The sequence below is a fragment of the Sorangiineae bacterium MSr12523 genome, assembly GCA_037157775.1.
Classification (GTDB): Bacteria; Myxococcota_A; Polyangia; order Polyangiales; family Polyangiaceae; genus Pendulispora; species Pendulispora brunnea.
Window position 1 is genome coordinate 12,068,758 of record CP089982.1, and the last position, 21,976, is coordinate 12,090,733.

A 21,976-nucleotide genomic window follows, 5' to 3' on the forward strand; every position below is an offset into this window, starting at 1 on the left:
GCGATGGCAGATGAGGCCTACGAGGGCCGGAAGGCCCGAGTGAAGGCTTTGGCAATGCCTGCGCTGTCGTGGTGCATGTAGAAAAGGGTGATGGCGCCGTTGCGGACGGCGAACTCGGCGACGAATTTTCCTTCGTACGACGAGTTGCGGTTCACGAAGCGGAAGCCTTCGGCGCCGGGAAGAAAGACGCGATCGTGGCAGGCGAGCGGTTCGTCGGGGCGAAAGTAGGTGTGCTGCGCCTCGGAGCTTTCGGCGATGAGGAACGCGCGCACCTCGTCGCGTCCGCGCCAGGTGCCCGCCCAGGGGATCACCGCGCGATCGCCGGGGACGTGCAGCACGATGTCCTCGGCGAGCAGGCCGAGGGCGCGTTCCAAGTCGCCCGACTGGAACGCGTTCACGAAGGCGAGCACGACCTCACGGGGCGCGTCGCTCAAGGTGACGCCGTGCTCCTGAAAGGCGCGGCGCGCGACCGCGAGGGCATTGAGCGCACGCGGGTAGCCGGCATATCCGCTGACCTGCATGCACGCTTCCACGATCTCCTTGGGCGCCGCCCCCGCGCGCAAGGCCATGCCGATGTGGAGCTGTAGCTGAGGTTCACAATTTCCGAGCGCGGACAGCATGCACACGGTGGCGATTTCACGCGTGCGCACGTCGAGCCCGGGCCGGCCAAGGAAGTCGCCCAAGGCGCACAAGGTCATCCGCCCGAAGTCCGGCGCAAGGTCCGCCAAGGTGTCGGCGGGGCTCGCCGTCGGTTCGGCGTTGAGACTACGAAAGATCTTCAACCCTCGTTCGAATCGCTCGTCGGTCATATGGGCCGTATTACTACAGCCGCGCGAATCGTCACCGCGTGACGATCTTCGACGGAAGAGGTTCCAGCGCTCCCGTCGATCCAATTCGGAGCGCGAAAGTGCCTTCCACCGTTTCTAGAAATAAGAGCGCCCCCGATGCAAAAGGAACGAGGCGAAAGCCGTGGAGGGTGGAGATGTCCTGAAAACTCCCGGCACGAACATGGTCGTCGTAAAGAACGGTATCGGGCACCGACATGATGCTCTCGATGGGGGCCATCCTCATGCGAAGACCGCCGCGTGTGCCGGCGGACCACACGACCAACAGCTTTCCATCGAGGTAGGCCGTGGCCACGGAATCGTGGTCGGCTGGAAGAATGTCGCTCGAATGATAAGGCCGTTCCGCGAGACGCATCGATTTCGACGTGCAAGCGACGTCCGTGCAATGGATCTCTCGGAGCACCCCGTCGACGAAGGGCAACGGGTGGGCGCGCTGTTCGAAGAACGAAGGCTCCACACCGGTCAGAATGGCTTCGCCCGCCGCACATTGAAGTTGGCTAACGTATCCATTGTACCAGACGGGCGGGGACCAGCCGCGTGTGCCCAAGAAGGAAAGATAGATATGTCCCCAGCTGCTCCCGACGGCGAGAACATCGGTGCCGTTCGCCCGGCAGCGGCCGAGGCTCGGCGGGGCATTCGACGCTTCTTGGGCGCGCGCGACATCGTCGAAGTCTCCCTGCGCCGCAATGCGAACCCGTCGCGAGGGGCTCTTCGAGGGACAGCCGTCTTCGACACGCGTCAAACTGTCGTCCTTGTCTCCGATATACGCCAGACTGCCATCTTCGAGTGCCGATGGACAGGGCTTGAGCCACGTGCCGAGGCACCATGCCGGGTCCAGCTCCAGGTGCGTCTCGCGCCCGGATGTGTAGAACACCTCGAGGCCCGAGGTGACGTTGGAGCGTTTGGGTGTGTGCATGGGCGAGCACGTCATCTCCGTCCCGTCGTGCGCGAGCACGCACGCGGCACGCTCCGGCAGAAGGCCTCCCACCATGACGCGCAGCGTGCCATCGTAAAACGGTGACGGGCGTATACCGGATACGGGAACCCACTCGCCCCGCATGCGCGCGGCCCTGGGGAGTGTGGTCACGTTCAAGGGCGATGCGGGAGCAGGTGCTTCGTCGGCGTCGTGCGCGCGGTCTGCGGCCAATGGGATCGCGGCCGCGGCGGCGAAGAGGGCGCGAACGTGCGACTGGAGGTTGGCCGTGCCGTCGTCCGGTTCGGACAGATCATGGGCGAAGGCTTGGCTCGAATCGACCAGTGTGGGAGTGCTCCCTTGCCTTCGTGCGGCTGCCGCGAGGCGATGCGCGAGCGGGCCGCATCGCCCGGGCCATACCGGAATCTCACTTTCGCTCCATCGATTCCAGGGGAGGCCGAGAATGGCGAGTTGCGCATTGCGCACACGGAGGCTCGCCTGCTCCGGCGTGAACGTGCCCTGCGTCCCCACCAGGCACGTGGCCAGCCGATCCCACGCCTGCCATGTCTGCTCGAGGCGCACGCGGCGATCATGTCGATCGTGAAGCACGAGAGCACACGTCACCAGCCCGCCCACACCGACGAGCACCCCGAGGCCGGTGAGCCGCCGGCGAAGCCGCTGCCGGCGCTGCTGCGCGAGCAGCTCGGGGTCGGGCACGAGCTCGAGGTCATCCAGCCCGTAGCGCGTGCGGTAGGGCATCATCCCATCGATGATACCCAGGCCCGGTGAAAACCTTCCCGCGTGCAGCGTCGGCGCTAATTTTTGCCGCGGACGCTGATGCGGTAACCCGTTTTGCTGCGGCAGTCGCCCACTTGTTGCACGACGGTGAGGACGTCGCTATCGGTGAGGTTCCGGCTCAGCACGATGATGGTGCCGCTTCCGTCCCCGAGTTCGTTCCCGCCTGCGTCGTAGACGCGGATGCGTGCGCCGGGGATCGATTGCCATACGACGACGAAATTCGTGCCGGCAATCGGCTGGTGGATGCGCGGTGCGGGTAGCTCTTCGCACCGACTTGCCGGCGGTGTCTTGGTGGTGGGCCCTGGTTTGCACAACGTCTGCTGCGCCACCAAGACGTCACCCGAAATGAGGCTTCGCCCAAGCGGTGTCTTGATATCGTAATTGGGAAACCACGATATGGGCGTGGTGAAGCCCCCGGCGGAGCCCACACCGGCGACGTCGATTTTCGTGTGCGTCCCATTGGTCAGTGACGAGAGGTTCACCAGCTCCTGGCCGGTGAACGTCATGGGCGGATCGAAGGTGGGTGCGGAGAGGCTGGACGGCGCCGCGACGGCTTTTTCGACCGCCGATAGCGGGCTTACGTCGCTGCATAGTTGGATTTTCGCCTCGAAGGCGTCCCCCACGGTGAAGGGGCGCTTGCCCGGCCAGATGGCCGTCCAATCCGTGCTCGTTCCGCCGGTGACGGCGGAACCGCCGTTGACCGTGACGGTGAGTTGCGCCCCAGGAACGTGGCGCACGGAGATGATCTCGGCGCATTCGTAGATCAGCGCAGGGTCGATGACCGGCGCGGGCAGGCCCGCCGGGTAATCGACTTTGTGATCGCGCACTTTGACGGTGGCCGACGGCCCGGATACGACGCCGAGCGACTCTTGGCGCGCGACCACTTCGTCGCCCACGGACAATGCCGGAACATTGAATACCTCTTGCGCGGGGTTGCGGGCGATGAGGCTTCCCACGTCTACCCCGTTGATGGATAGCGTCACCTTCGCATCGAGGATGGCCCCGCGGACGGCGACCTGCGTGGCGCACGCGTAGAGCGGATCGATGACGATGGGCGGCGAGACGTGCGACGGATCATCCTTCGTGTCGACGGGGACCACGGTGCCGGTCGACGGCGGTGCTTTGCACTGCGCGCGAAGTGCATCGATGTGCGCTTTGAACTGCGATTGATCCATATCGTACGGGGGCATGGTTCCCGGCGACGGCCGCGACCTCACCGCATTTTCGAAGACGCGCGAGCAATAGCCGCTCATGCGCGTCGAAAGCGCCGGAAACCGCCCGGACCCGCCCGCGCGATGGCAGCTGTCGCAACGGCCGGGCGATGAAATCGCGTCGAGCAAGTTGGTGGGCGCGGAGTTCTGCAGCCAATCCGTGTGAACGAGCGGATCGTACCAGGACGTGCCAAACGCCGAGAATCCGACGAAGGGCGTCTTTTCGGGGTGCACGACGAAGGGATTTTCGCCCCCGTGGCAATCCGTGCACTCGCCCTGGTTGTTGGCCTTGAGGTCGAATCCACCGACGAAGCGATTGATGTCGATCACCTCGCCGCGGGTGAACTTCGGGCCGCTCCGAGGGCTGTCCCAGAAGCAGGCTTTGTTGCTCACGGTGCCGAGGCAGATGATCCCGAGAAGGGAAATCGTTTTGTTGTCCGCCATGTAGCGCGGCAGCGCCAAGCAGGTGCCCGCGGGCTGGGTGCTCTCGTAATGCATGACCTCCGCGCCGCCGGTGCCGAGGAAGTCGTCGTCGATGAGACCGCGGTTCGTCCACGCGCTGGAAAACATCGGCGGAGGAATGGGCACGCCGGCGGCCATGCATTCGCGAATGTACTTTTCGCCGCCCGAGTTCGTGGCGGTCAGAAGATTCATTTTGCGCGCCTCGTTGGCGGCGACGTCGCCAGGGGCGAAGTGCTCGATGTAATACGCGCGAAGCGCTTCGTTGACGGTGCCGATGCGGATGCGATCCACGGGGCGCACGTCCTCGTTCAGCCAATCGATGAACCGCGCCCGCGCGAGAACCTCGTCGGCGACCTCGCCGGCAATACGGGTTTCGGTGGCGTGGGACGAGGGGTGGCCCATGGCCGCGGCCTCACGGCGCAGCATGTCGATGAACTCTTCCTGGGTGCGGCGCAGCAGCGCCAAATCGGGCGAAATGGATTTGCCGTTCGCGCCGACGAAAACGCCGTGCCCGAAGGTCACGATGGATTCGTGGGTGGACGGATCGGGCGGGCGCGCCGGCTCGCTGCTTTCGCAGGCCAAGAACGCAGACGCCACGGCGAACATCACGACGAGAATCGGTAGAAGCGTACCCGGTCGCATGTGTCCCTCCTCGGGCAGTGCTCGAAGATGGAATAAGAACCGGGCCGCTATTCGGGCAGTCACCCGAATAGGTGACGGCTAATTAATTAAAATAGCCGTCGAAAAGAATGCGGCTGATTTCGGTCGTGGTGGTGCGGCCCACCTCGAAGCCGCCTTGGACGACCTTGGTGTCGTTCATGATGGCGAGGGAGAATCGCTCGCGTGGACCGGCGAAACCCACGGAGTTCGTGATCCAGGATCCGTCGTCGTTGTCATCGGCCCAGCCGTTCTTGTTGCCCGGCTGGGCGGCGGCGCCTGCGCCCCAAACGCCCCATTGCTGGTTGGGATCGACCATGCGCATTTCGCGCACGAGGTAGTCGCGGTGCTTGGGCGGCATTCGCGTGAGTACGAAGTTCACCAGGCGGTCCAGATCGTCGGCGGTGGTGCGGATCCAGCCCCAGTGGTGTGGGTGCTCGCGGGTGAAGGTCATGTCCGTCATGCCATAGCGCGGAAATCGCGCACCGAATTCCGCTTCGCCGCCGTAGCGATTCCATAGGGCATGGGCCGCGGCGTTGTCGCTCGTGTGCAGCATGTCGTGCATGTGCGCGCGGTCCTCGGCCGTCAATGCGACGGTGCCTTGATCCTCGCGCACGAGTAGGTCCACCGCGATGGCGAGCTTCGGCGTGGAGCAGGCCCACATGCGCGTCTTCGCGTCCGCGGTGCGCCAGACCGCGCCCGTCTCGCGATCGCGCAAGACAATGCCGGCGATGCCCGGGCGGCTTTTGGCATAGGTCTCCGCAAGCTCGATGCGATGGCGCAATTCCGCGTCGAACGCGGCTTCGTGCTGGACGGCGACGTCCGCCCTCGGCGATCCGTGCGGGCTGCAGCCCAGCGCGGCCAACGCGGCCAACGCGGCTAGAGCCCAAAAGGCAATTCGAGCGCGCGGTGCTTGCGCCATTCGCGATCCCCTCCGGCGATTTTTCGTTCGGCCAATTCGTGCATCATCAAATTGATGGGCCAATACGCGATGTTTTGGATCCACGAATGGTCGAGCGCAAAATCGTACCGTTTTCGAATCGAGGAATACGAATACATCGATCGCCAGGCGCGCACCCAGCCCGAGCGCAGCTCGTCGCGCGACATGCGCGCCGGCTCGAAGAATGGAGCCCCCGTATCGTGGTCGCGTTCGAGCCACCAGCGATCGCGCAAAAGGCGCCCTTCGGATTTGAGGCGCTTGTAAAGCTTGGTGCCCGGGTACGGTGTGAGCAGGGCGAAAAGGGCCATGGTCAGCCGGGACTCGATGCAAAATTCGACGGTGCGCTCGAAGGAATCGCCGTTGTCGTCGTCGAGGCCGAAGATGAAGCTGCCCCACACGGCAATGCCATGATCGGCCAGCATGCGCACGATCTCCTGGTATTTGCGCGGCTTGTTTTGCTTTTTGCCGACGGTGCGCACGGTCCCATCGTCCACCGATTCGAAGCCGATGAAGAGCGCGCGGCACCCCGCGCGGGCCATGACTTTCACGTTCTCCACCCGGTGCAAGGCCGCGAGCGAGGCTTGGGCCACCCAGTGCTTTTTGAGCGGCACCATGGCCTCGAACAGCTCGTGGCTGTATTTCGTGTGGATCATCACATTGTCGTCGCCGAAGAGAATGCGCGGGCCGACATCCTCGAGCTCGCGAATCACTTCCCGCACCGGGCGAAAGCGGAACGTGGTGCCGTTGTACGTCGAGACGCTGCAAAATTCGCAGGGGAATGGGCAGCCCCGGGTGGTTTGCACCACATCGAAGGGCACGTAGCGCACCGATTTGATGAGACCGCGCTTGGGCAATGGAAGGTTCTCCAGCGCAGGCCACTCGTCGTGCTTGTACACGCGGCGCGAAAGCAACGAGCGCGTTTGTCCGAGCCGGCCTTTGCGCGCATCCTCGATGACTTTGGGCCAGAGAAATTCGGCTTCGCCGGAGACGACGGCATCGGCGTGCTCGAGGCCCTCGTCCGGAAGTGCGGTGACGTGGATCCCGCCGAGCACGACTTTGGAGCCGCGCTTTCGATACGACTCGGCAATGGCGTAGGCCCGTGCCGCGGTTTTCGAGTTCACACTGATGCCCACCAGATCGGGCACGTCTTGGGCTTTCTCCAGATCGATGGGGTCCAGGCCGTCGTCGTGAAATGTAAGCTCCACGTCGTCCGGCGTGTGGGCAGCCAACGTCGCCACCCACAAAGGCTTGATGTACGTGGAATCTTCGTTGGAGGGCGCAATCAGGTGAACGTGCATGGGCGATCTCGCCCCCCCAACTTAGCTCAACCCCGCTGGGCTCAACCCCAGATCTGGCGTGCGGTCTGCACCACGCGCTCGAGCTTCGCCCATTGTTGCTCTTCGGTGAGAATATTTCCCTCCATGGTGGAGGCGAAACCACACTGCGGGCTGAGCGCGAGGTGTTCGAGCGGCACGTAGCGCGATGCCTCGTCGACCCGTGCGCGCAAGGTCTCCACCGATTCGAGCGTGGGGGTCTTGCTGGTCACCAGCCCGAGAACCACGAACTTGCCGTGCGGCACGAAACGAAGGGGGTCGAAGCTTCCCGAGCGCTCGTCGTCGTATTCGAGAAGGAATCGATCGGCGTTCAAGCTCGAAAAGAGCTTTTCGGCGATGGCGTCGTATCCGCCCTCGGCATACCAGTGGCTGCGGTTGTTCCCGCGGCAAAGATGGATCGCCAAGGTGACGCCGTCGCGCCGCCCGGCGTCCAAGCAGGCATTGTCGGCGGCAATGGCTTCGTCGAGCGCGGCCTCCGGATCGACGCCCATCTCGCTCTGCATCCACCCGCGCCACTTCTCGTCGATGTAATAGCTGTATCGCGGCGCATCGATTTGAATGTACGGAACGCCCGCTTGGGCCAGAGCGGCCACCTCGGCCTTCACGATGGACACGATGTCCCAGAGAAGCTCCGAGTGCGATGCATACGCGGCATCGGAAACCCCGCGCTTGTAGGCAATGGCGGGAAACTGCGTGGCGCTCGGAAGTGTGATCTTGAAGGGGCCGGGCGAGCGCTGGATCAGAAAGGGTAACTCGTTGGTGGTGAGCCCCCGCCGCTGGTGCAGTTTGGACACGACGACGCCGGTCACGTTGCTCACGGGTACGCGGCTATCGCGCTTCGACGCGTCCCACCTGCGCGACACTGCCCCATCGAGGTCGAGACCTTCCACGGCATCGGTGAAGTTGCTCATGAAGTTGCTGCGACGCAGCTCGCCATCCGTGAAGACATCGAGCCCGAGCATTTGCTGCTGGGCGAGGAGGCGGAGCACGTAACGATCTTCGATGGCGGAGAGCTCCTCCGCAGGGACGCCGCGCCACCGTGCAGCAAGGAGCTCGCGCGGCCGCAAAAGGCTTCCGACGTGGTCGGCTCGATAGGCGGGGATCATGGGCGGGCTTTATTGGATACACCCATCCCGCACGTCTGCCAATCGCGGATGAAGTACTCTGGGGCGCGATGAAGAAGACCTTCGAGACGACAATCGTGCGCGACGGTTCGGTGTGTTTCATCCCGGTGACGTTCGATCCGAAGCCTGTGTTCGGCAAGGTGCGCGCGCCTGTCAAGGTCACCCTCAATGGCTACACGTACCGGAGCACGATTGCCTCGATGGGCGAGGGCCCGTGCATTCCTCTGCGCAAGAGCAATCGCGAGGCGGCAAAGCTCGAAGGTGGCGAGACATTGAAGGTCACGTTGGAACTCGACACGGACGCGCGTTCGATTGAACCGCCGGCCGACTTCGTAAAGGCGCTCGAGGCGGAGCCGCACGCGTGGGTGCGCTGGCAGGAGCTCAGTTATTCGCATCAGCGCGAGCACGTCGAGGCCATCGAGGAAGCGAAGAAGCCCGAGACGCGCGCACGCCGCATCGCCAACGCGGTGAAGACGATCGTGAGCCAGCCGCCGAAACGTCGGCCGAAGGTCTGAGGCGGCCGGCAGGCGGTTGGGCAACTTGTTTGTTGCTTGGACAACATTGCCGCTGCGTCGAATTTGGACGCGCCAGGGTGGTGATTGACGCTGGCTATTGCCAATTTCCAAATATCGATTCGCCCCTTGCGCAGCATTGAAACGGTACGTACAAACGGGTGGCTCCGAGGTGCCCGCCTTCCGGGGTGCTTTTCGGACGGCTCGGACGCATCGAACATGAGCGCGCCCCGTATGGCCGTGCATGTTCGTGCTTTCATCCGCATGATTTCGTCATCGTGATTCGGGGTGCTCGGCCCGCGATGCCATTAGCCGATCCATGCCCGGCGTTCTTGCCGATCCGGCAGCTTAATAGGGACAAAAGAGAGGTCCTTGGTCATGAAGCAGCGTTTTCGTTCCATGCGATTGGCTTCCGCGCTGGTGCTTCTCGCGGCCGGCGTGGCATGCGGTGCGGGCTGTGGCACCGATGCTTCTGGTTCGGCGGCGGAAGAAGTCCGTGATACGCAGATGAGCTTCGAGGAATTCGAAGCCACCGTTTACCGCGAGCCCGAGACGGGTATTTACATCGTGGACGGGGATACCCCACTTCAAAACCGCGACGAACTCAAAGCATTCTTCGAGCAGTACGTCAGGCAAGGCGCATTGATCGTGAATCGCGTGGGAAATGCCGTCGATCGATGGGACGACAACCAGAAGATCCACATCTCCTATTGCGTGAGCACCTCCTTTGGCTCGAACTACAACACCGTAGTCACCGCCATGGCCAATGCCACGGCGGCATGGTCGAACAGCGCGTACGTGGCGTTTCAACACGTTAGCGGGCAAGACGGAGCGTGCACGGCGAGCAACACCAACGTGGTGTTCGACGTGCGCCCGGTCAGCGGGCAGCCCTATTTGGCGCGCGCATTCTTTCCGAGCTACGCCCGTGCCAATCGCAACGTGTTGATCGATTCGAGCTCATTTGGAAATACCTCTCCGTGGACACTCACGGGCATTTTGCGGCACGAGCTCGGCCACACGCTCGGCTTCCGCCACGAACACACGCGACCGGAATCGGGGCGTTGTTTCGAAGACAACAATTGGTTCGCACTCACGCCCTACGATTCGGCCTCGGTCATGCATTATCCGCAATGCAACGGGACCCAAACGGGCGACTTGGTGTTGACGGCGCGCGATCGCGAAGGCGTGGCCTTGCTTTACGGCACCGGCTTCAATGGCGGCGGCGTTTGGATGAGCGGCTGGTGCAGCCACGTCGGTGCCAGTTTCGGCCAGGCCGATTTCAACGGCGATGGTCGGGACGATATCTGGTGCCACGATCCGATGAACAACAGCGCGGGCAACACCTGGGTTGCGCTCTCCAACGGGAGCGCCTTCACGGGCGGCGGCGTGTGGATGGGCGGTTGGTGCGGCCATTCCGGTGCAAGCTTTGGGACCGCGGACTTCAATGGCGATGGCCGGGACGATATTTGGTGCCACGATCCGATGAACAACAGCGCGGGCAACACGTGGGTTGCCTTGTCGACGGGCTCCGGCTTCACGGGCGGTGGCGTGTGGATGGGCGGCTGGTGCGGCCATAGCGGCGCGACGTTTGGGCAGGCCGATTTCAACGGCGATGGTCGGGCCGATATCTGGTGCCACGATCCGACGAACAACAGCGCAGGCAATACGTGGGTTGCCTTGTCGACGGGCTCCGGCTTCACGGGCGGTGGCGTGTGGATGGGCGGCTGGTGCGGTCATAGCGGCGCGACCTTTGGAACCTCGGATTTCAATGGCGACAATCGTGCCGATATCTGGTGCCACGATCCCATCAACGGGACCAGCGCAGGCAATACGTGGGTTGCGCTGTCGACGGGCTCCGGCTTCACGGGCGGTGGCGTGTGGATGGGCGGCTGGTGCAGCCACTCCGGTGCGACCTTCGGGCAAGCCGACTTCAATGGCGACAACCGTGCCGATATTTGGTGCCACGATCCCATGAACGGGACCAGCGCGGGCAATACGTGGGTTGCCTTGTCGACGGGCTCCGGCTTCAGTGGCGGTGGTGTGTGGATGGGCGGCTGGTGCAGCCACTCCGGCGCGACATTTGGGCAGGCCGACTTCAATGGCGACAACCGCGACGATATCTGGTGCCACGATCCGACGAACAACAGCGCGGGCAATACGTGGGTGGCGTTGTCGACGGGCAGCGGATTCTCCGGTGGCGGCACGTGGCTTTCCGGCTGGTGCGGTCATAGCGGTGCGACGTTTGGGACGGCGTTGTTCAACGGCGACGCCAAGGCCGATATCTGGTGCCACGATCCGATGAACGGTTCCAGCGGCGGCAACACTTGGGTGGCCACCGCGCGCTGACCGGAAATGGCCAAGGGCGCCCCACGATCGGGGCGCCCTCGGTCGCGTCGCAGCGCGTTGAAACCCGCGATGGAAAGGCGCCGTGACGCCGAATGCGCCAATGGCACCCATGTTGGAGCCATTGCGAAATTTCGGGGCCCTTTGCTGCGAAGATCTGCACCATGAGTTTGGACGCGTCCGTTGCTGCAGAGCTTCCCGTCGTGGAGGAACGTACCCGCGCCCCGATCGAGCGCCAGGCGCGCATCGCGGACATCGACGTGATCCGCGGTGCTGCGCTATTCGGCGTTCTGATGTGCAATCTGGCCTTTTGCTACCGCACGCCATTGTTTGCCCACGGCGGCCCGCGTTACGACAGTGGCCTGGAGCATTGGGTCTCCACCTTCGAGCTGGTCTTCCTGTCGGACAAAGCGATGACGCTTTTTTCGATGCTGTTCGGCGCCGGTTTGACCATCTTCTACGAACGGGCGAGCGCCCGCAGTTCCGGTGCCATGGGGCTTTTGGCGCGCCGGTTGTTCTTCTTATCCCTCTTTGGCTTTTTGCACATGTTCCTGCTCTGGAACGGTGACATCCTGGTCGATTATGCGACCGCGGGCCTCTGCGCCCTCGCGTTCATGAAGCGGCGCGCCTGGGTGCTCTGGGTGGGCATCGTGGTGCTCACGCTCTTTCCGGTATTGGGCGAGTTCTGGCCGGCGTTGCGGGACGCGGCCTATGGGATGGACTCTGCCAAGCATTACGAGGATGCCATTCCCATCTATGGGCACGGTACCTATTTGGACATCGTTCGATATCGATGCCACGAAGCCGTCGTGTACATGTGGCGGGCGTACATCTTCTATTGGCCCGGCACGATGCGAAACATGCTCGTGGGCATGCTGGTCTGGCGCTCGGGTATTTTGCGCACACCGCTGGCGCACGCGCGCGCGTTGCGGTGGACGGCGCTCATCGGCATCGTGGTGGGCCTGGTATATCCCGTGGTCCGAACGATTCATTACGAGATTCACCATCGGTCGCTCTTTCCGCCGAATAGCGTGTGGAGGCCCGCGTTGAGCGCGATCTCGGCGCCACTCTTGGCGCTGGGGTACGCGGCGGGGATTCTCTTGCTCCTTCACCGAGGCGGTTTGGGGCAAAGGGCCTTCGCGGCATTGGCGCCGGTGGGGCGCATGGCGTTTACGAATTACCTGACCCAGAGCATGGTCTTTTCCACGGTCTTTTATGGATATGGCCTGGGGCTCATTGGCCAGGTTGGATACACCGTTCCAGCGCTCATGGGGATTTCGTTCTATGCCCTCCAATGCGTGGTGAGCACCTATTGGTTGCGCCACTTTCGATTCGGGCCCTTCGAATGGGTGTGGCGCTGCCTCACCTACGGGCGATGGCAGCCCATGCGCCTGGCTACGGCGCCATCGTAAGCGTTTCTCCCGGGGCGAGCGTCACCCGGCGAAGCGCACCGTGTTGCCAGCCAAGCAGGGCGATGCGCGGATCCTCGAGTGGCGCATCGAGCACGATGTCGAGGGCGGTGGGCGCACCCGCCTCCGCCGCGGCAACGGTGATGCGCATGCCCTCGACCTCGGTGACGTCGCCGACGGCATAGGTGCGTTCGGGGCGTCGAAACGCGCGCTCGAGAATGCCCTTGAGCAACGTCGTTCCCTCCACCTCGAGGCGTAGGGACGAGGGGCCGGTGCGCGTCACGCGATGCGTGCCGCGCGTGGCGGAAAGGGTGAACCAATTCTCGGTGAGCTCCGGGTGGTTCGCCCTCCGAATGAACCACGGATACAGGCCGAGGAGCGGATCGACGGCTGCGAGCACCACGACCCGCTCGGTCCCGGGCGCGATCTCCGCCGTTTCGGCGGTGCGTTCCAGGCGCTCGGCGATGTTGCCCAGCATGAACATGCCCTTCACGAGCACGAGCGGCGCGAGCAGCCCGTGGACGACGACGAGCACACCTGCGCCTGCCCGGCCGATGCGCCCGACGCCGTGAAGGATCACTGTGGCGATGAGCGCCATGGTGCCGAGGCTCGGGATGAGCAGCAGACGCGAGCCGAGGATCCCACCCAGCGTCAGCAACGAGGACATCGCACTGCCCGCGGCGAGCCAGGTCAGCGTTCTTCGCGCGCGCTGGTCGAGACGTGGCCACACGGCGCGTGTGCCTGCCGCGAGGCCCACGAGCGCAAGCAGCCCGACGGTGATCATCGGCCCCTTTCGCAGCGTGCCTGCAAGATCCGCCGGTACGCCCAGGATGGCATCGGCGGCGAGAATCGGAAGCCGCTCGACGGCGTTGGCCAAGTACCGCGCCGTGTCCGCACCCGGATCGACGTAGGCACCGCTTTCGCGCGCCCCGCACCCGAGCGCGCGGTACACGATGGCGTAGACGGCGAGGACGCCAACAAGGGGCAGGCTGTGCCGAAGTCGCCCGCGCTCGCGTCGCCCGAGCCACTCGTAGGCGAGCCAATACGCCGCGACGCCGGCGGCGGCTTCGCTGGCCGCGAGCCCGATCGCGAGGCCGAAGGGTCCGAGCCATCGCCCCGCACGAAACCCGCGCTCGCGATAGCGCACGTGCGCGGCCAAACCGAGCAGCGCAGGCACCGCGCCCGTGAGCAGGTGACGCGATGCAATCCACGCGATGGGAAGCGCGTGGCCGTCGTCGAGCACGAACAGGAGCAGCGCCAGATGTCCGAGCGCCCCCGGCAATGCTTCTCGATAGAGGAGGGCAACCACCCCGACGAGGGCGAGCCACCAGAAGATCGTGTGCACGTGGTAGCCGAGCGGCCGATGCCCGAACCACGCGAAGTCGGCGGCGACGAGCGCGCTGGTGATGGGCCGAAAGAAGTGCAGCGCGAAGTCCTTGGGCGTCCACCACGGGTACACGCCTTGGGCCACGAGCTTCTCGAGATGGCTCGGGTCGTCCGGCGTAAAGCGATAAAGGTCCCACCACGACGGGTTCCACACCACGCGCTTCTCGAGAAACGTGAGATGCATGAAGTCGTCACTGAAGAAGCCCACGCTCAGCGAAGGGAGCGCCACGAGCAGCGCGAGCAGCAGGCATGCCAAGGGAAAGCGGGGATGCTCGAAAAGATGCCACCCGAGGCGGCGGAAGAAGCGCGAGTCCATGCGGCGTCCTTGGTCTATGGCGGCCAGGGACCACAAAGTCAAACGATTGTTTGAAACGTGTGTTCTGCCTCGTGTAACCCTTGCTGCGTAGCGCGACAGACCCGATGCTCGGCGCGATGACAGCGCCTGCGGTGGCGGTTGGAAAGATTGGAAACTCTGTATCGCGTGTGGGCATCGCGGCCGTGGGCGCGTACGTCGGGGCGCAGGTGATTGCGGACATCACCAGCGTCAAAATCGGGACCGTCTTCGGCTTGGCCGTGGATATGGGGACGTGGATTTATCCCATCACGTTCACCTTGCGGGATGTCGTCCACAAGGCGCTGGGGCGACATGCGGCACGCACGCTGGTGCTCACCGCGGCTGCAGTCAATCTGGCCATGGCGGCGTATTTGCAATGGGTGGCCCGTCAGCCGAGCGATCCCAGCTATGCTTTGGGAAACGAATTTGCGGCGGTGTTGGGGCCATTGTGGCGGATCGCCATCGCCTCCATCCTGGCCGAGGTGGTGAGCGAGTTGCTCGACACGGAGGTGTACCATTGGTTCGTTCGCCGGGTGACGACGCGCCATCAATGGGCGCGGGTTGCGCTTTCGAATGCGGCCTCCATTCCGGTCGACAACGTGGTCTTTGCCGTGGGAGCCTTTGGGGCGTTGCCGTTTCTAAAGGACCATCCGCTGACGTTGCCGTGGCCCGCGGTGTGGTCCATCTTCTTGGTGAACCTCACGGTGAAGGGCGCCGTGTCGGCGCTCAGCTTGCCGCTCATTTACGTTTCCGCCGATCGCGATTGGCATGCAGATCCCGAAGATGCCTAAACGGTATTTGTCGCCGAGTGAAACGCGCATCATCGACGATGGTGTGAAGGCCATCTTCGCGGTGACGACGGTGCGCGGCGTCGTCGATCGCGATCGGCTCCAGCGTGCGCTCCACGTCCTGCTGCGCGAACATCCTCGGCTCGGCGCGACGATCGAGCGCGATGGCGATGGCTACGTGTTCTCCGAGCAGGGCACGCGGGCCCCGGAGATCCGCGTGCGACGGGTTTCGCTGCACACCGAGATCAACACGACGCTGGAGCGCACGCAGGCGCTGGTGCGCGTGAGCCTTCTGCCCGACGGTGCGCGGAGCCAGGTGGTATTGGCCATCGATCATCCGATTGGAGATGCCCGGTTCGTCGTGGCGATGAACGATAGGCTGTGGACTCTCTACACGGCGGCCGATGCGGCCGTGCCGGCCGTCGTTGCCGAAAAGGTCGTGCCCATGGAGGATCGGCTCCAAGGTCGGTTCGACGAGGCGGAGTTGGCGGATCTGGTGGCCCGCGTCGCGAAGGCGCCCAAGGCGGCCATGTTGGCGATTCGGCCGGACCCCGCACCGGATGCCACGCGATTCGAGGGGACGAGTCTCGACGTGGCGACGAGCGGCGCGTTGTTCGAGGTGGCGCGCGCAAGCAGGGTTTCGGTCCACTCGCTGGTATGCGGTGTCCTCATGACGGTGTTTCGCACCCGGTTCGATCCGGCGGGTGCACCGCACACCATCGCGTGCGACTCGCCGGTGGACCTCCGCGCGCGCTTGAAGCCGCCGCTTCCCACGCACGTGCCGGGCCTATGCGTCGGATTCGCGACGGTGTGGGTTTCCACGAACGGTGACGAGGACGCCGTCCATTTGGCGCGCGCATGTCAGGAGCAAATGGACGCAGCGCGCGCGACGAATTTCCCGGAAAAATTCTTCCTGGTGGGCGCCAAGTTGCCCATCGACGTCCACTGCCGCACGACGATGCTCGTCTCCAACCTGGGGAGACTGGCCGTCCCCCCGCTGCCAGCCGATCTCGACTTCGTCGATCTGCAGCTCCTCACCACCGGCACCGCGCCACCGCCCTTCTTCTTCGTCACGACCCTCCGCGGGCAACTGCGTCTCACGCTCCTCTACACCGAAGCCCACCACGAGCCCCTCCGCATGCGCGCCTTGATGAGCGACATCGAAGTGTCCCTGCGCCGGGCCGCGGGCTCATAACGTCGCTAATCGAAAAGGTACGCAACCTCGGACGGGCAACGGCCGATGGACTACTCATCGTGGCCCCCGATCGAATTGTCGGTTCAGGTGTTCGTCTCGTTCCGTGGCTGGCCTTCGTTGGTCTCCTGCTTCTGCTCGCGGGCGATGCGCGCGCGGCGGAGTCGTGGACCCTGCGTCCCGCACCGTCGTGGCGCACCGTCATCCCGTTGGAGAAAGATGGCACGGCACCTGCACCGGCTGCGCCAAACGGCAGTCGTTATCTGCTTTACGATCATCAGGTTCGCGTTTCCGAGCGTGCAGTGGAGTCGTATTGGCACTGGGCGCGAGTCATTACGAACGAGGCGGGCCTGCAGAGCAACTCCCAGGTCAATATCGAATTCGACGCCAGCTACCAACGTCTTCTCTTGCACTCCATCGTGGTGCGGCGTGGAGCGGAGGTGCTCAATCGCCTGACGCGAGATTCCGTCAAAGTCATCCAGCGGGAACAAGGTCTAGACAATCATGTGTACGACGGACGAAGCTCGGCCATCGTCTTTCTGACCGATCTACGGGTGGGCGACATCGTCGAATACGCCTACACGTTGGACGGGGGCGATCCGACGTTGGACGGTCGTTACGCGGACGTGATGACGCTGGGTTCTCCCGAGCCCATCGACCGCCTGTACGTACGCCTCGTGATGCCGCATGGCAGGCGGATCGCAATGGCCTTGCACGGGCCTCCGGGCAGCGAAGCACTCGTCGCACAGCGGCGCGCAATTGGCAGTGACGACGAGTACGTGTGGGACTTGGCGGAGACGAAGTCCCACGCGGCCGAAACGCAAGTGCCTTCTTGGTATGACGTTTATCCGTGGGTGCAAATATCGGAATACGAAACATGGCACCAAGTTGCAGTATGGGGCACCGAGCTTTTTCGAGTCCCGTCGAGCGTCCGCTTGCACGATTGGGTGGCCAAGTCCCTGCGGGAAAGTGGCTCGCCGGATGAGTTTTTGGCGCGAACGATTCGCTTCGTGCAGGACGAGGTGCGCTATTTGGGGATCGAGGTCGGTCTCGGGCGCCGGAGGCCGGCCCCTCCCGACGTGGTTTTCCAACGGCGATACGGCGATTGCAAAGACAAAACGGCGCTTCTCGTGGCGCTTTTGCAGGAGGCTGCAGCCACGGGACTTCGAGCACGCCCGGCGCTGGTCAACACCACGCACGGGCACGTTCTCGATCACTGGGCTCCGAGCCCGGGTGCGTTCGATCACGTCATCGTTCGTGTCGAGAAGGCCGATGGGACCATTTACTGGATCGATCCCACGATGGCGCTTCAAGGCGGCGGGCTCGAGCGCCTGCGCGACGCGCCTTACGAGCGTGCGCTCATTTTGGACGCCGCGACCACCGCGCTCGAGTCGGTGCCGAATGCGGTTCCCATCGAGCCATCTCCGTCGGTCCGCGATCACTTCGTGGTGCCCGCGCCCGGTTCGACCGATCCCGCGCGCCTCGATTCGGAGCGCCGGTACCAGGGTGTCCTGGCGGATGCCGCGCGGGTCTCGCTTCGCACGCAGACGGCGGAGCAGCTCGCCAAGGGATACCTGGAGCTCTACAAAGCCGATTATCCGGGCATCTCCGAGAGAGCTCCGCTCGAGCAAGTCGACGATCGCGAACGCAACGTCGTTACCGTCAGTGCCCATTTCGTGATACCGAACTACTGGACGTGGCAGGCGAACGAAGGGCGCTACATCGCCACGGCCGTGGCGCGATCCATCGATCGTTCGTTGGTGCGGCCTGCCGAAGACCGAAAGGTGCCATTGGCCGTTCCCTATCCCTTTCGCATGCGTTACCTCGCGGAATTCGAGCTTCCGTTCGATCTGACCTCGGATCTGGCCGCCCAGGAAACGGTGCGCAGTCGCGCGATGGAGCTCGTGTTCCAACCCACGTATGCGAACCGCGCACTGTATTACCAATACGATCTCACGACGCTCGCAGACGTGGTCGATCCCAGGGAAGCGAAGGTGCACGCGGAGAAGATCGATCGCGTTCAGCAGATCATCGCGCGATCCCTCACGTACCGCACGCCGCCGGCGGACGGCTTCAATTGGGGCGTCTTCGTGGTGGTGTTCGGCTTCACTGCGCTCACGATCGCGGGGGCTATCCGTGTTTACCGCTCCACCGCTCCTCGCAGCCAACTCGACGTCGAGCGCGAACTTCGGCCGATGCCCGTCGGCGGTTTGCTGGCCCTCCTCGGTTTGCAGGTCGCCGTCGCGCCCTTCATCCTCTTCGTGCGGGCGGTATCCGAGCTCAAGACTCACCACCGCGGGACTCTCGACGTATCGCCCGGGGCTGGCCGTCGTGATTGTCATCGAGCAAATCATGGCATTTGGGCTCACGATTTATGCGGTGCTCCTGGCGGGATTGTTCTTCACGAAGAGGCGCGTATTCCCGTTCCATTGCACGCTGTACCTGTCCATCAGCATCGCGTATGCCCTTCTGGAGGCTGTCGTGATGCATACGTGGCAGAGCGATCCGGCGCAGGCGACGACGAGTGCCGGCGCTGTTTTTACCACCCTAGCGTGGAGCGCGCTTTGGATCCTGTACCTGCGTGGGTCGCGCCGGGTGGGAGCGACCTTCGTACGCGGCTGAGAAGGCGCGACTTCCCAGCGGCACCCATGGCATGATGGGCCGTTTTCCACCATGGGAGCCTCCTAAAATGTCCAGCTTGTCCGCTTTTCCGATTACGGCCCGATGGCCTGCCCAGCACGAAGACCGGCTGCAGCTTTATTCGTGCACCACCCCCAATGGGGTCAAGGTCTCGATCATGCTGGAAGAGATAGGGCTGCCCTACGAGGCGCACCGGGTCGAGATCAGCAAGAATGAAAGCTGGACCCCCGAGTTTCTCTCGCTGAATCCCAACGGGAAAATCCCAGCGATCATCGACCCGAATGGACCGGGGGGAAAGCCGCTCGCTTTGTTCGAGTCGGGTGCCATTCTGGTGTACTTGGCGGAAAAGACCGGCAAGCTCCTGCCCGCGGATCCGGCCGGGCGTTACGAGACCATGCAGTGGGTCTTTTTCCAGATGGCCGCCATTGGACCGATGTTCGGGCAGGTGGGCTTCTTTCACAAATTCGCCGGCCGGGACATCCAGGACAAGCGCCCGCTCGAGCGTTACGTCACGGAATCGAAACGCCTGCTCGGCGTGCTCGAAACGCGCCTTCGGGACCGCCCCTGGATCATGGGCGAGGAGTACACCATTGCCGATGTGGCCACCCTCGGGTGGGTGCGCAATCTGATTGGCTTCTACGGTGCCCGTGATTTGGTCGAATTCGATACATTCGCCCATGTCGCGGCATGGCTGGAACGCGGCCTTGCACGCCCTGCCGTGCAGCGGGGGCTGAACATCCCCGCGTGAAAGCGCGCGTCGTTGCGGCGATGAGCATCACCCTTGCCATGGCCGCGCGGGCGGAGGCGCGTCCCACGCGGCCGCGGTTCGAGCCGACGGATCTCGAGCTCGAGGACACGGGGGTGGCGGAGCTCGATCTGCAGATCGGACCGGCATTCGGCGACGGGCCGGGCGGCAATCGCATGCTCTTGCCCGACTTCGAGTTCGACCTCGGGCTGTTGCCCAACGTGGAACTCGACATCGATGGCGCGTTCAGTCTGGATCACGTGGCCGAGCCTTCTTCGCGCGCCATGTTCAGCGAAGCACTCTGGACGTGCGTCAAGCTCGGTGTGTGGGATTCGCGTGGAAGCGTGGACGGGCCGAACGTCTACGCCGTCGGGCTTCAAGCCGGACCGCGGATCCCCATCCTGGACGGGCACGGGATCGGCTACGGCGCCCTCGCGCTCTTTGGCCTGACGCGGGAGCGCTACCATCTCGCACTGAACCTGGGGTTCATCCTCGATCCGGGCGACACCATCCACACGGGCCGCCCGACGAGCTTCGTGGGCGGCCTCGATGCGGATATTTCGCTCGATCGGCGCGGCGCGTGGTCGCTTCTCGGCGAGATTGGCGGCGTGTATTACACGAGCCGCGATCCCAATGACATCACCGCCGCCGTCGGTGTCGCTTGGCACGTCGGCGAGATGCTCGACCTCTCCGCCATCGTCCTCGGTGGCGCCTTCTCGGGGGCCGATCGCCTGGCCGTGCTCGTGGGGGCGTCGCCCAAGATTGCGTTGTGGTGAGCTACGGAACCGGCGCGAAAATGACGCCGAGCTTGTCGACTTCATCGCCGGAGCGGCCGTGAAATCCGACGATTTGCCAACCCTCGGGGGCCGTGTACGTCACGGACGAACCGCTCTTGGTGCCGCCGGCGAGCGTGCGGCCTTGGCTGGTGCCAAAGCTCGCATGGAAGATGCGCGTATGGCCGTCGAAGTCGTCGGCGTAAAGCTGGACCGACGTGACGTGTTCGCCCGCGTTCAAGGCCAGCGACTGCTCGGTTCCGCCGGTGCCGCCATGGCTCGAACGGGTGCCATTTCCCAAGGTCAAGCTGACTTGGTCGACCCGGTTCGCGCTGCGAAGCGAAATCGATTGCACCGTCGGGCGCGCGGGCAATTGGTTGGCATCGTTGTAGCTATCCCCGTGCGGCCCGCCGAATTGATCGCTGAGGCGGAGGCCCGAGGCCAGCGTGTATTGGAATTTCGTAAACACGGGACGGTGGTCGGAAAGCATGTGGCCATCCGAATCGCGGAAGGCACCATCCAACACCGAGTACGTTTGCGCGGACAGTGAAATGTAGGCATTGCTCCGATAAAGGACCTTGTCGACGAACTCGTACCCAAAATCGGTCAGCACCGTGTTCTCGTCGTCCCAGACCAGGGCCGGCGAACCTTGGGCCGGCGGCGTTCCGCCCTTCATGAGATCGACCCAGCTATCGTGCCCGACCGCGCCCAGCAGATTACGAATGTTGTCCCCGGTCCGCGTATACCGCGTATTCGTATCACCGAATACCAATACGGCATTTCCTGCGGAATGGCTACCGATGTAGTCGACGAGCTGCAGGATGTTCGCGCGCCGCGCACTCAGGGCGGCATCGGAGTCTCCGGCGTTGGTGTGCACGTTGTACGTATCGATGTAAACGCCTTCGGCGAGCCGGAGGCGCAGCCAGGTGAAGCCCTTCGGCGTGAGGTTGTTTCCATCGGTGCTGCTGTTCGTCTGCCATTTGACCCGATCGATGTCGTCTGCAAATGGGAATACCGACATGGTATTCAGGCCGGATCCGATGCCGGCTCCGCCGCTGGTCGCGGTTCGGTAGGGGTGATTGTCATTGGCATATAGAGCGGCGTGCGAATTGAAGTCTTCCTGCACGTTGACGAGATCGTATTGGCGCAGCTTCTGCCCAATGGTCGGGGTGTATTTCTCCGGGTCTCCACCATTGCCCTGCAGAATGGCCGGCAGGCCATCGACGTTGTACGTGACAACGTTGAACGTGCCGCTCGCGGCCACCGGCGATGCCGACGTCCCCTCGGACTCCGAAGGTGACGTTGCGGCGGTACATCCCACCGCACTGCACAATAGCGCGGTGGCAAACGTTTTGGATACGCGCATACGGTTCTCCTCGGCCACGCGTCTGCGTGGCGGTGAAGGTTCATTGGCTCGGCTCCGGCGTGGAGCGCACGAGCGTCGCGCATGCTTAGCCGCGGCGGCGCCCGTGATTCAACCCTGCGCGCCAATTACATCGAAGTAAGTAGAAGCTTGTAGGTCAAAGCGACAGTCGTGCAAACAAATGACGTCGTTGTGATGGGCTATTCG

16 protein-coding genes are annotated in these 21,976 nt (G+C 63.8%); 8 read left to right on the forward strand and 8 right to left on the reverse strand.

The genetic code is table 11. The annotated features are described in order from the left end of the window. Positions 1-17: 17 nt before the first annotated feature. The 6 genes from LZC95_47670 to LZC95_47695 form a co-directional block, all read right to left on the reverse strand. Positions 18-809: a carboxymuconolactone decarboxylase family protein gene (locus LZC95_47670; GenBank protein ID WXA94111.1), complete on the reverse strand. Its 792-nt coding sequence runs from the start codon at positions 807-809 to the stop codon at positions 18-20. A gap of 31 nt (positions 810-840) precedes the next feature. Then, positions 841-2,520, reverse strand: coding sequence for a hypothetical protein (locus LZC95_47675; protein WXA94112.1), 1,680 nt, complete (start codon positions 2,518-2,520; stop codon positions 841-843). A 53-nt stretch (positions 2,521-2,573) separates the two neighbouring features. Beyond that, positions 2,574-4,871 (reverse strand): hypothetical protein, encoded by a 2,298-nt coding sequence (locus tag LZC95_47680; protein ID WXA94113.1) that lies wholly within the window; start codon positions 4,869-4,871, stop codon positions 2,574-2,576. An 82-nt stretch (positions 4,872-4,953) separates the two neighbouring features. Further along, a complete protein-coding gene (locus LZC95_47685) occupies positions 4,954-5,808 on the reverse strand; it encodes a class A beta-lactamase-related serine hydrolase (GenBank protein ID WXA94114.1) in 855 nt (284 codons plus the stop codon). Next, complete coding sequence (locus LZC95_47690) at positions 5,766-7,124, reverse strand: B12-binding domain-containing radical SAM protein (protein WXA94115.1); 1,359 nt, start codon at positions 7,122-7,124, stop codon at positions 5,766-5,768. The genes LZC95_47685 and LZC95_47690 overlap by 43 nt, the downstream gene beginning before the upstream one ends. 41 nt (positions 7,125-7,165) lie before the next feature. Further along, positions 7,166-8,266 (reverse strand): cobalamin-independent methionine synthase II family protein, encoded by a 1,101-nt coding sequence (locus LZC95_47695; GenBank protein WXA94116.1) that lies wholly within the window; start codon positions 8,264-8,266, stop codon positions 7,166-7,168. 68 nt (positions 8,267-8,334) lie between these two features. On the opposite strand from LZC95_47695, the gene LZC95_47700 reads away from it, so the two are divergent. The 3 genes from LZC95_47700 to LZC95_47710 all read left to right on the forward strand — a co-directional run bounded on the left by LZC95_47700 (position 8,335) and on the right by LZC95_47710 (position 12,551). After that, positions 8,335-8,799, forward strand: coding sequence for a YdeI/OmpD-associated family protein (locus tag LZC95_47700; GenBank protein ID WXA94117.1), 465 nt, complete (start codon positions 8,335-8,337; stop codon positions 8,797-8,799). A 375-nt stretch (positions 8,800-9,174) separates the two neighbouring features. Next, positions 9,175-11,142, forward strand: a complete 1,968-nt coding sequence (locus tag LZC95_47705) for a M57 family metalloprotease (GenBank protein ID WXA94118.1) — start codon at positions 9,175-9,177, stop codon at positions 11,140-11,142. 161 nt (positions 11,143-11,303) lie between these two features. After that, positions 11,304-12,551 (forward strand): DUF418 domain-containing protein, encoded by a 1,248-nt coding sequence (locus LZC95_47710; GenBank protein ID WXA94119.1) that lies wholly within the window; start codon positions 11,304-11,306, stop codon positions 12,549-12,551. Here LZC95_47710 and LZC95_47715 read toward each other — a convergent pair. After that, on the reverse strand, positions 12,535-14,250 hold the full coding sequence (locus LZC95_47715) for a hypothetical protein (GenBank protein ID WXA94120.1): 1,716 nt from the start codon (positions 14,248-14,250) through the stop codon (positions 12,535-12,537). The two genes, LZC95_47710 and LZC95_47715, sit on opposite strands and share 17 nt — an antisense overlap. Before the next feature lie 116 nt (positions 14,251-14,366). Here LZC95_47715 and LZC95_47720 point away from each other — a divergent pair, with 116 nt between their 5' ends. Genes LZC95_47720 through LZC95_47740 form a run of 5 tightly spaced genes read left to right on the forward strand, consistent with a single transcriptional unit; the run spans position 14,367 to position 20,409 of the window. Next, positions 14,367-15,059, forward strand: coding sequence for a queuosine precursor transporter (locus LZC95_47720; protein ID WXA94121.1), 693 nt, complete (start codon positions 14,367-14,369; stop codon positions 15,057-15,059). Next, positions 15,052-16,251 (forward strand): hypothetical protein, encoded by a 1,200-nt coding sequence (locus LZC95_47725; GenBank protein WXA94122.1) that lies wholly within the window; start codon positions 15,052-15,054, stop codon positions 16,249-16,251. Before LZC95_47720 ends, LZC95_47725 begins: the two co-directional genes overlap by 8 nt. 59 nt (positions 16,252-16,310) lie before the next feature. After that, positions 16,311-18,905, forward strand: coding sequence for a DUF3857 and transglutaminase domain-containing protein (locus LZC95_47730; protein ID WXA94123.1), 2,595 nt, complete (start codon positions 16,311-16,313; stop codon positions 18,903-18,905). Positions 18,906-18,937: 32 nt separating this feature from the next. Continuing rightward, positions 18,938-19,636 carry a glutathione S-transferase N-terminal domain-containing protein gene (locus LZC95_47735; protein WXA94124.1) on the forward strand — a complete coding sequence of 233 codons (699 nt, stop codon included), beginning with the start codon at positions 18,938-18,940 and terminating at the stop codon, positions 19,634-19,636. Between the two features lie 20 nt (positions 19,637-19,656). Next, positions 19,657-20,409 carry a hypothetical protein gene (locus LZC95_47740; protein WXA94125.1) on the forward strand — a complete coding sequence of 251 codons (753 nt, stop codon included), beginning with the start codon at positions 19,657-19,659 and terminating at the stop codon, positions 20,407-20,409. Position 20,410: 1 nt separating this feature from the next. Here LZC95_47740 and LZC95_47745 read toward each other — a convergent pair whose 3' ends face one another. Next, on the reverse strand, positions 20,411-21,772 hold the full coding sequence (locus tag LZC95_47745; GenBank protein ID WXA94126.1) for an endonuclease/exonuclease/phosphatase family protein: 1,362 nt from the start codon (positions 21,770-21,772) through the stop codon (positions 20,411-20,413). Between the last annotated feature and the right edge of the window lie 204 nt (positions 21,773-21,976).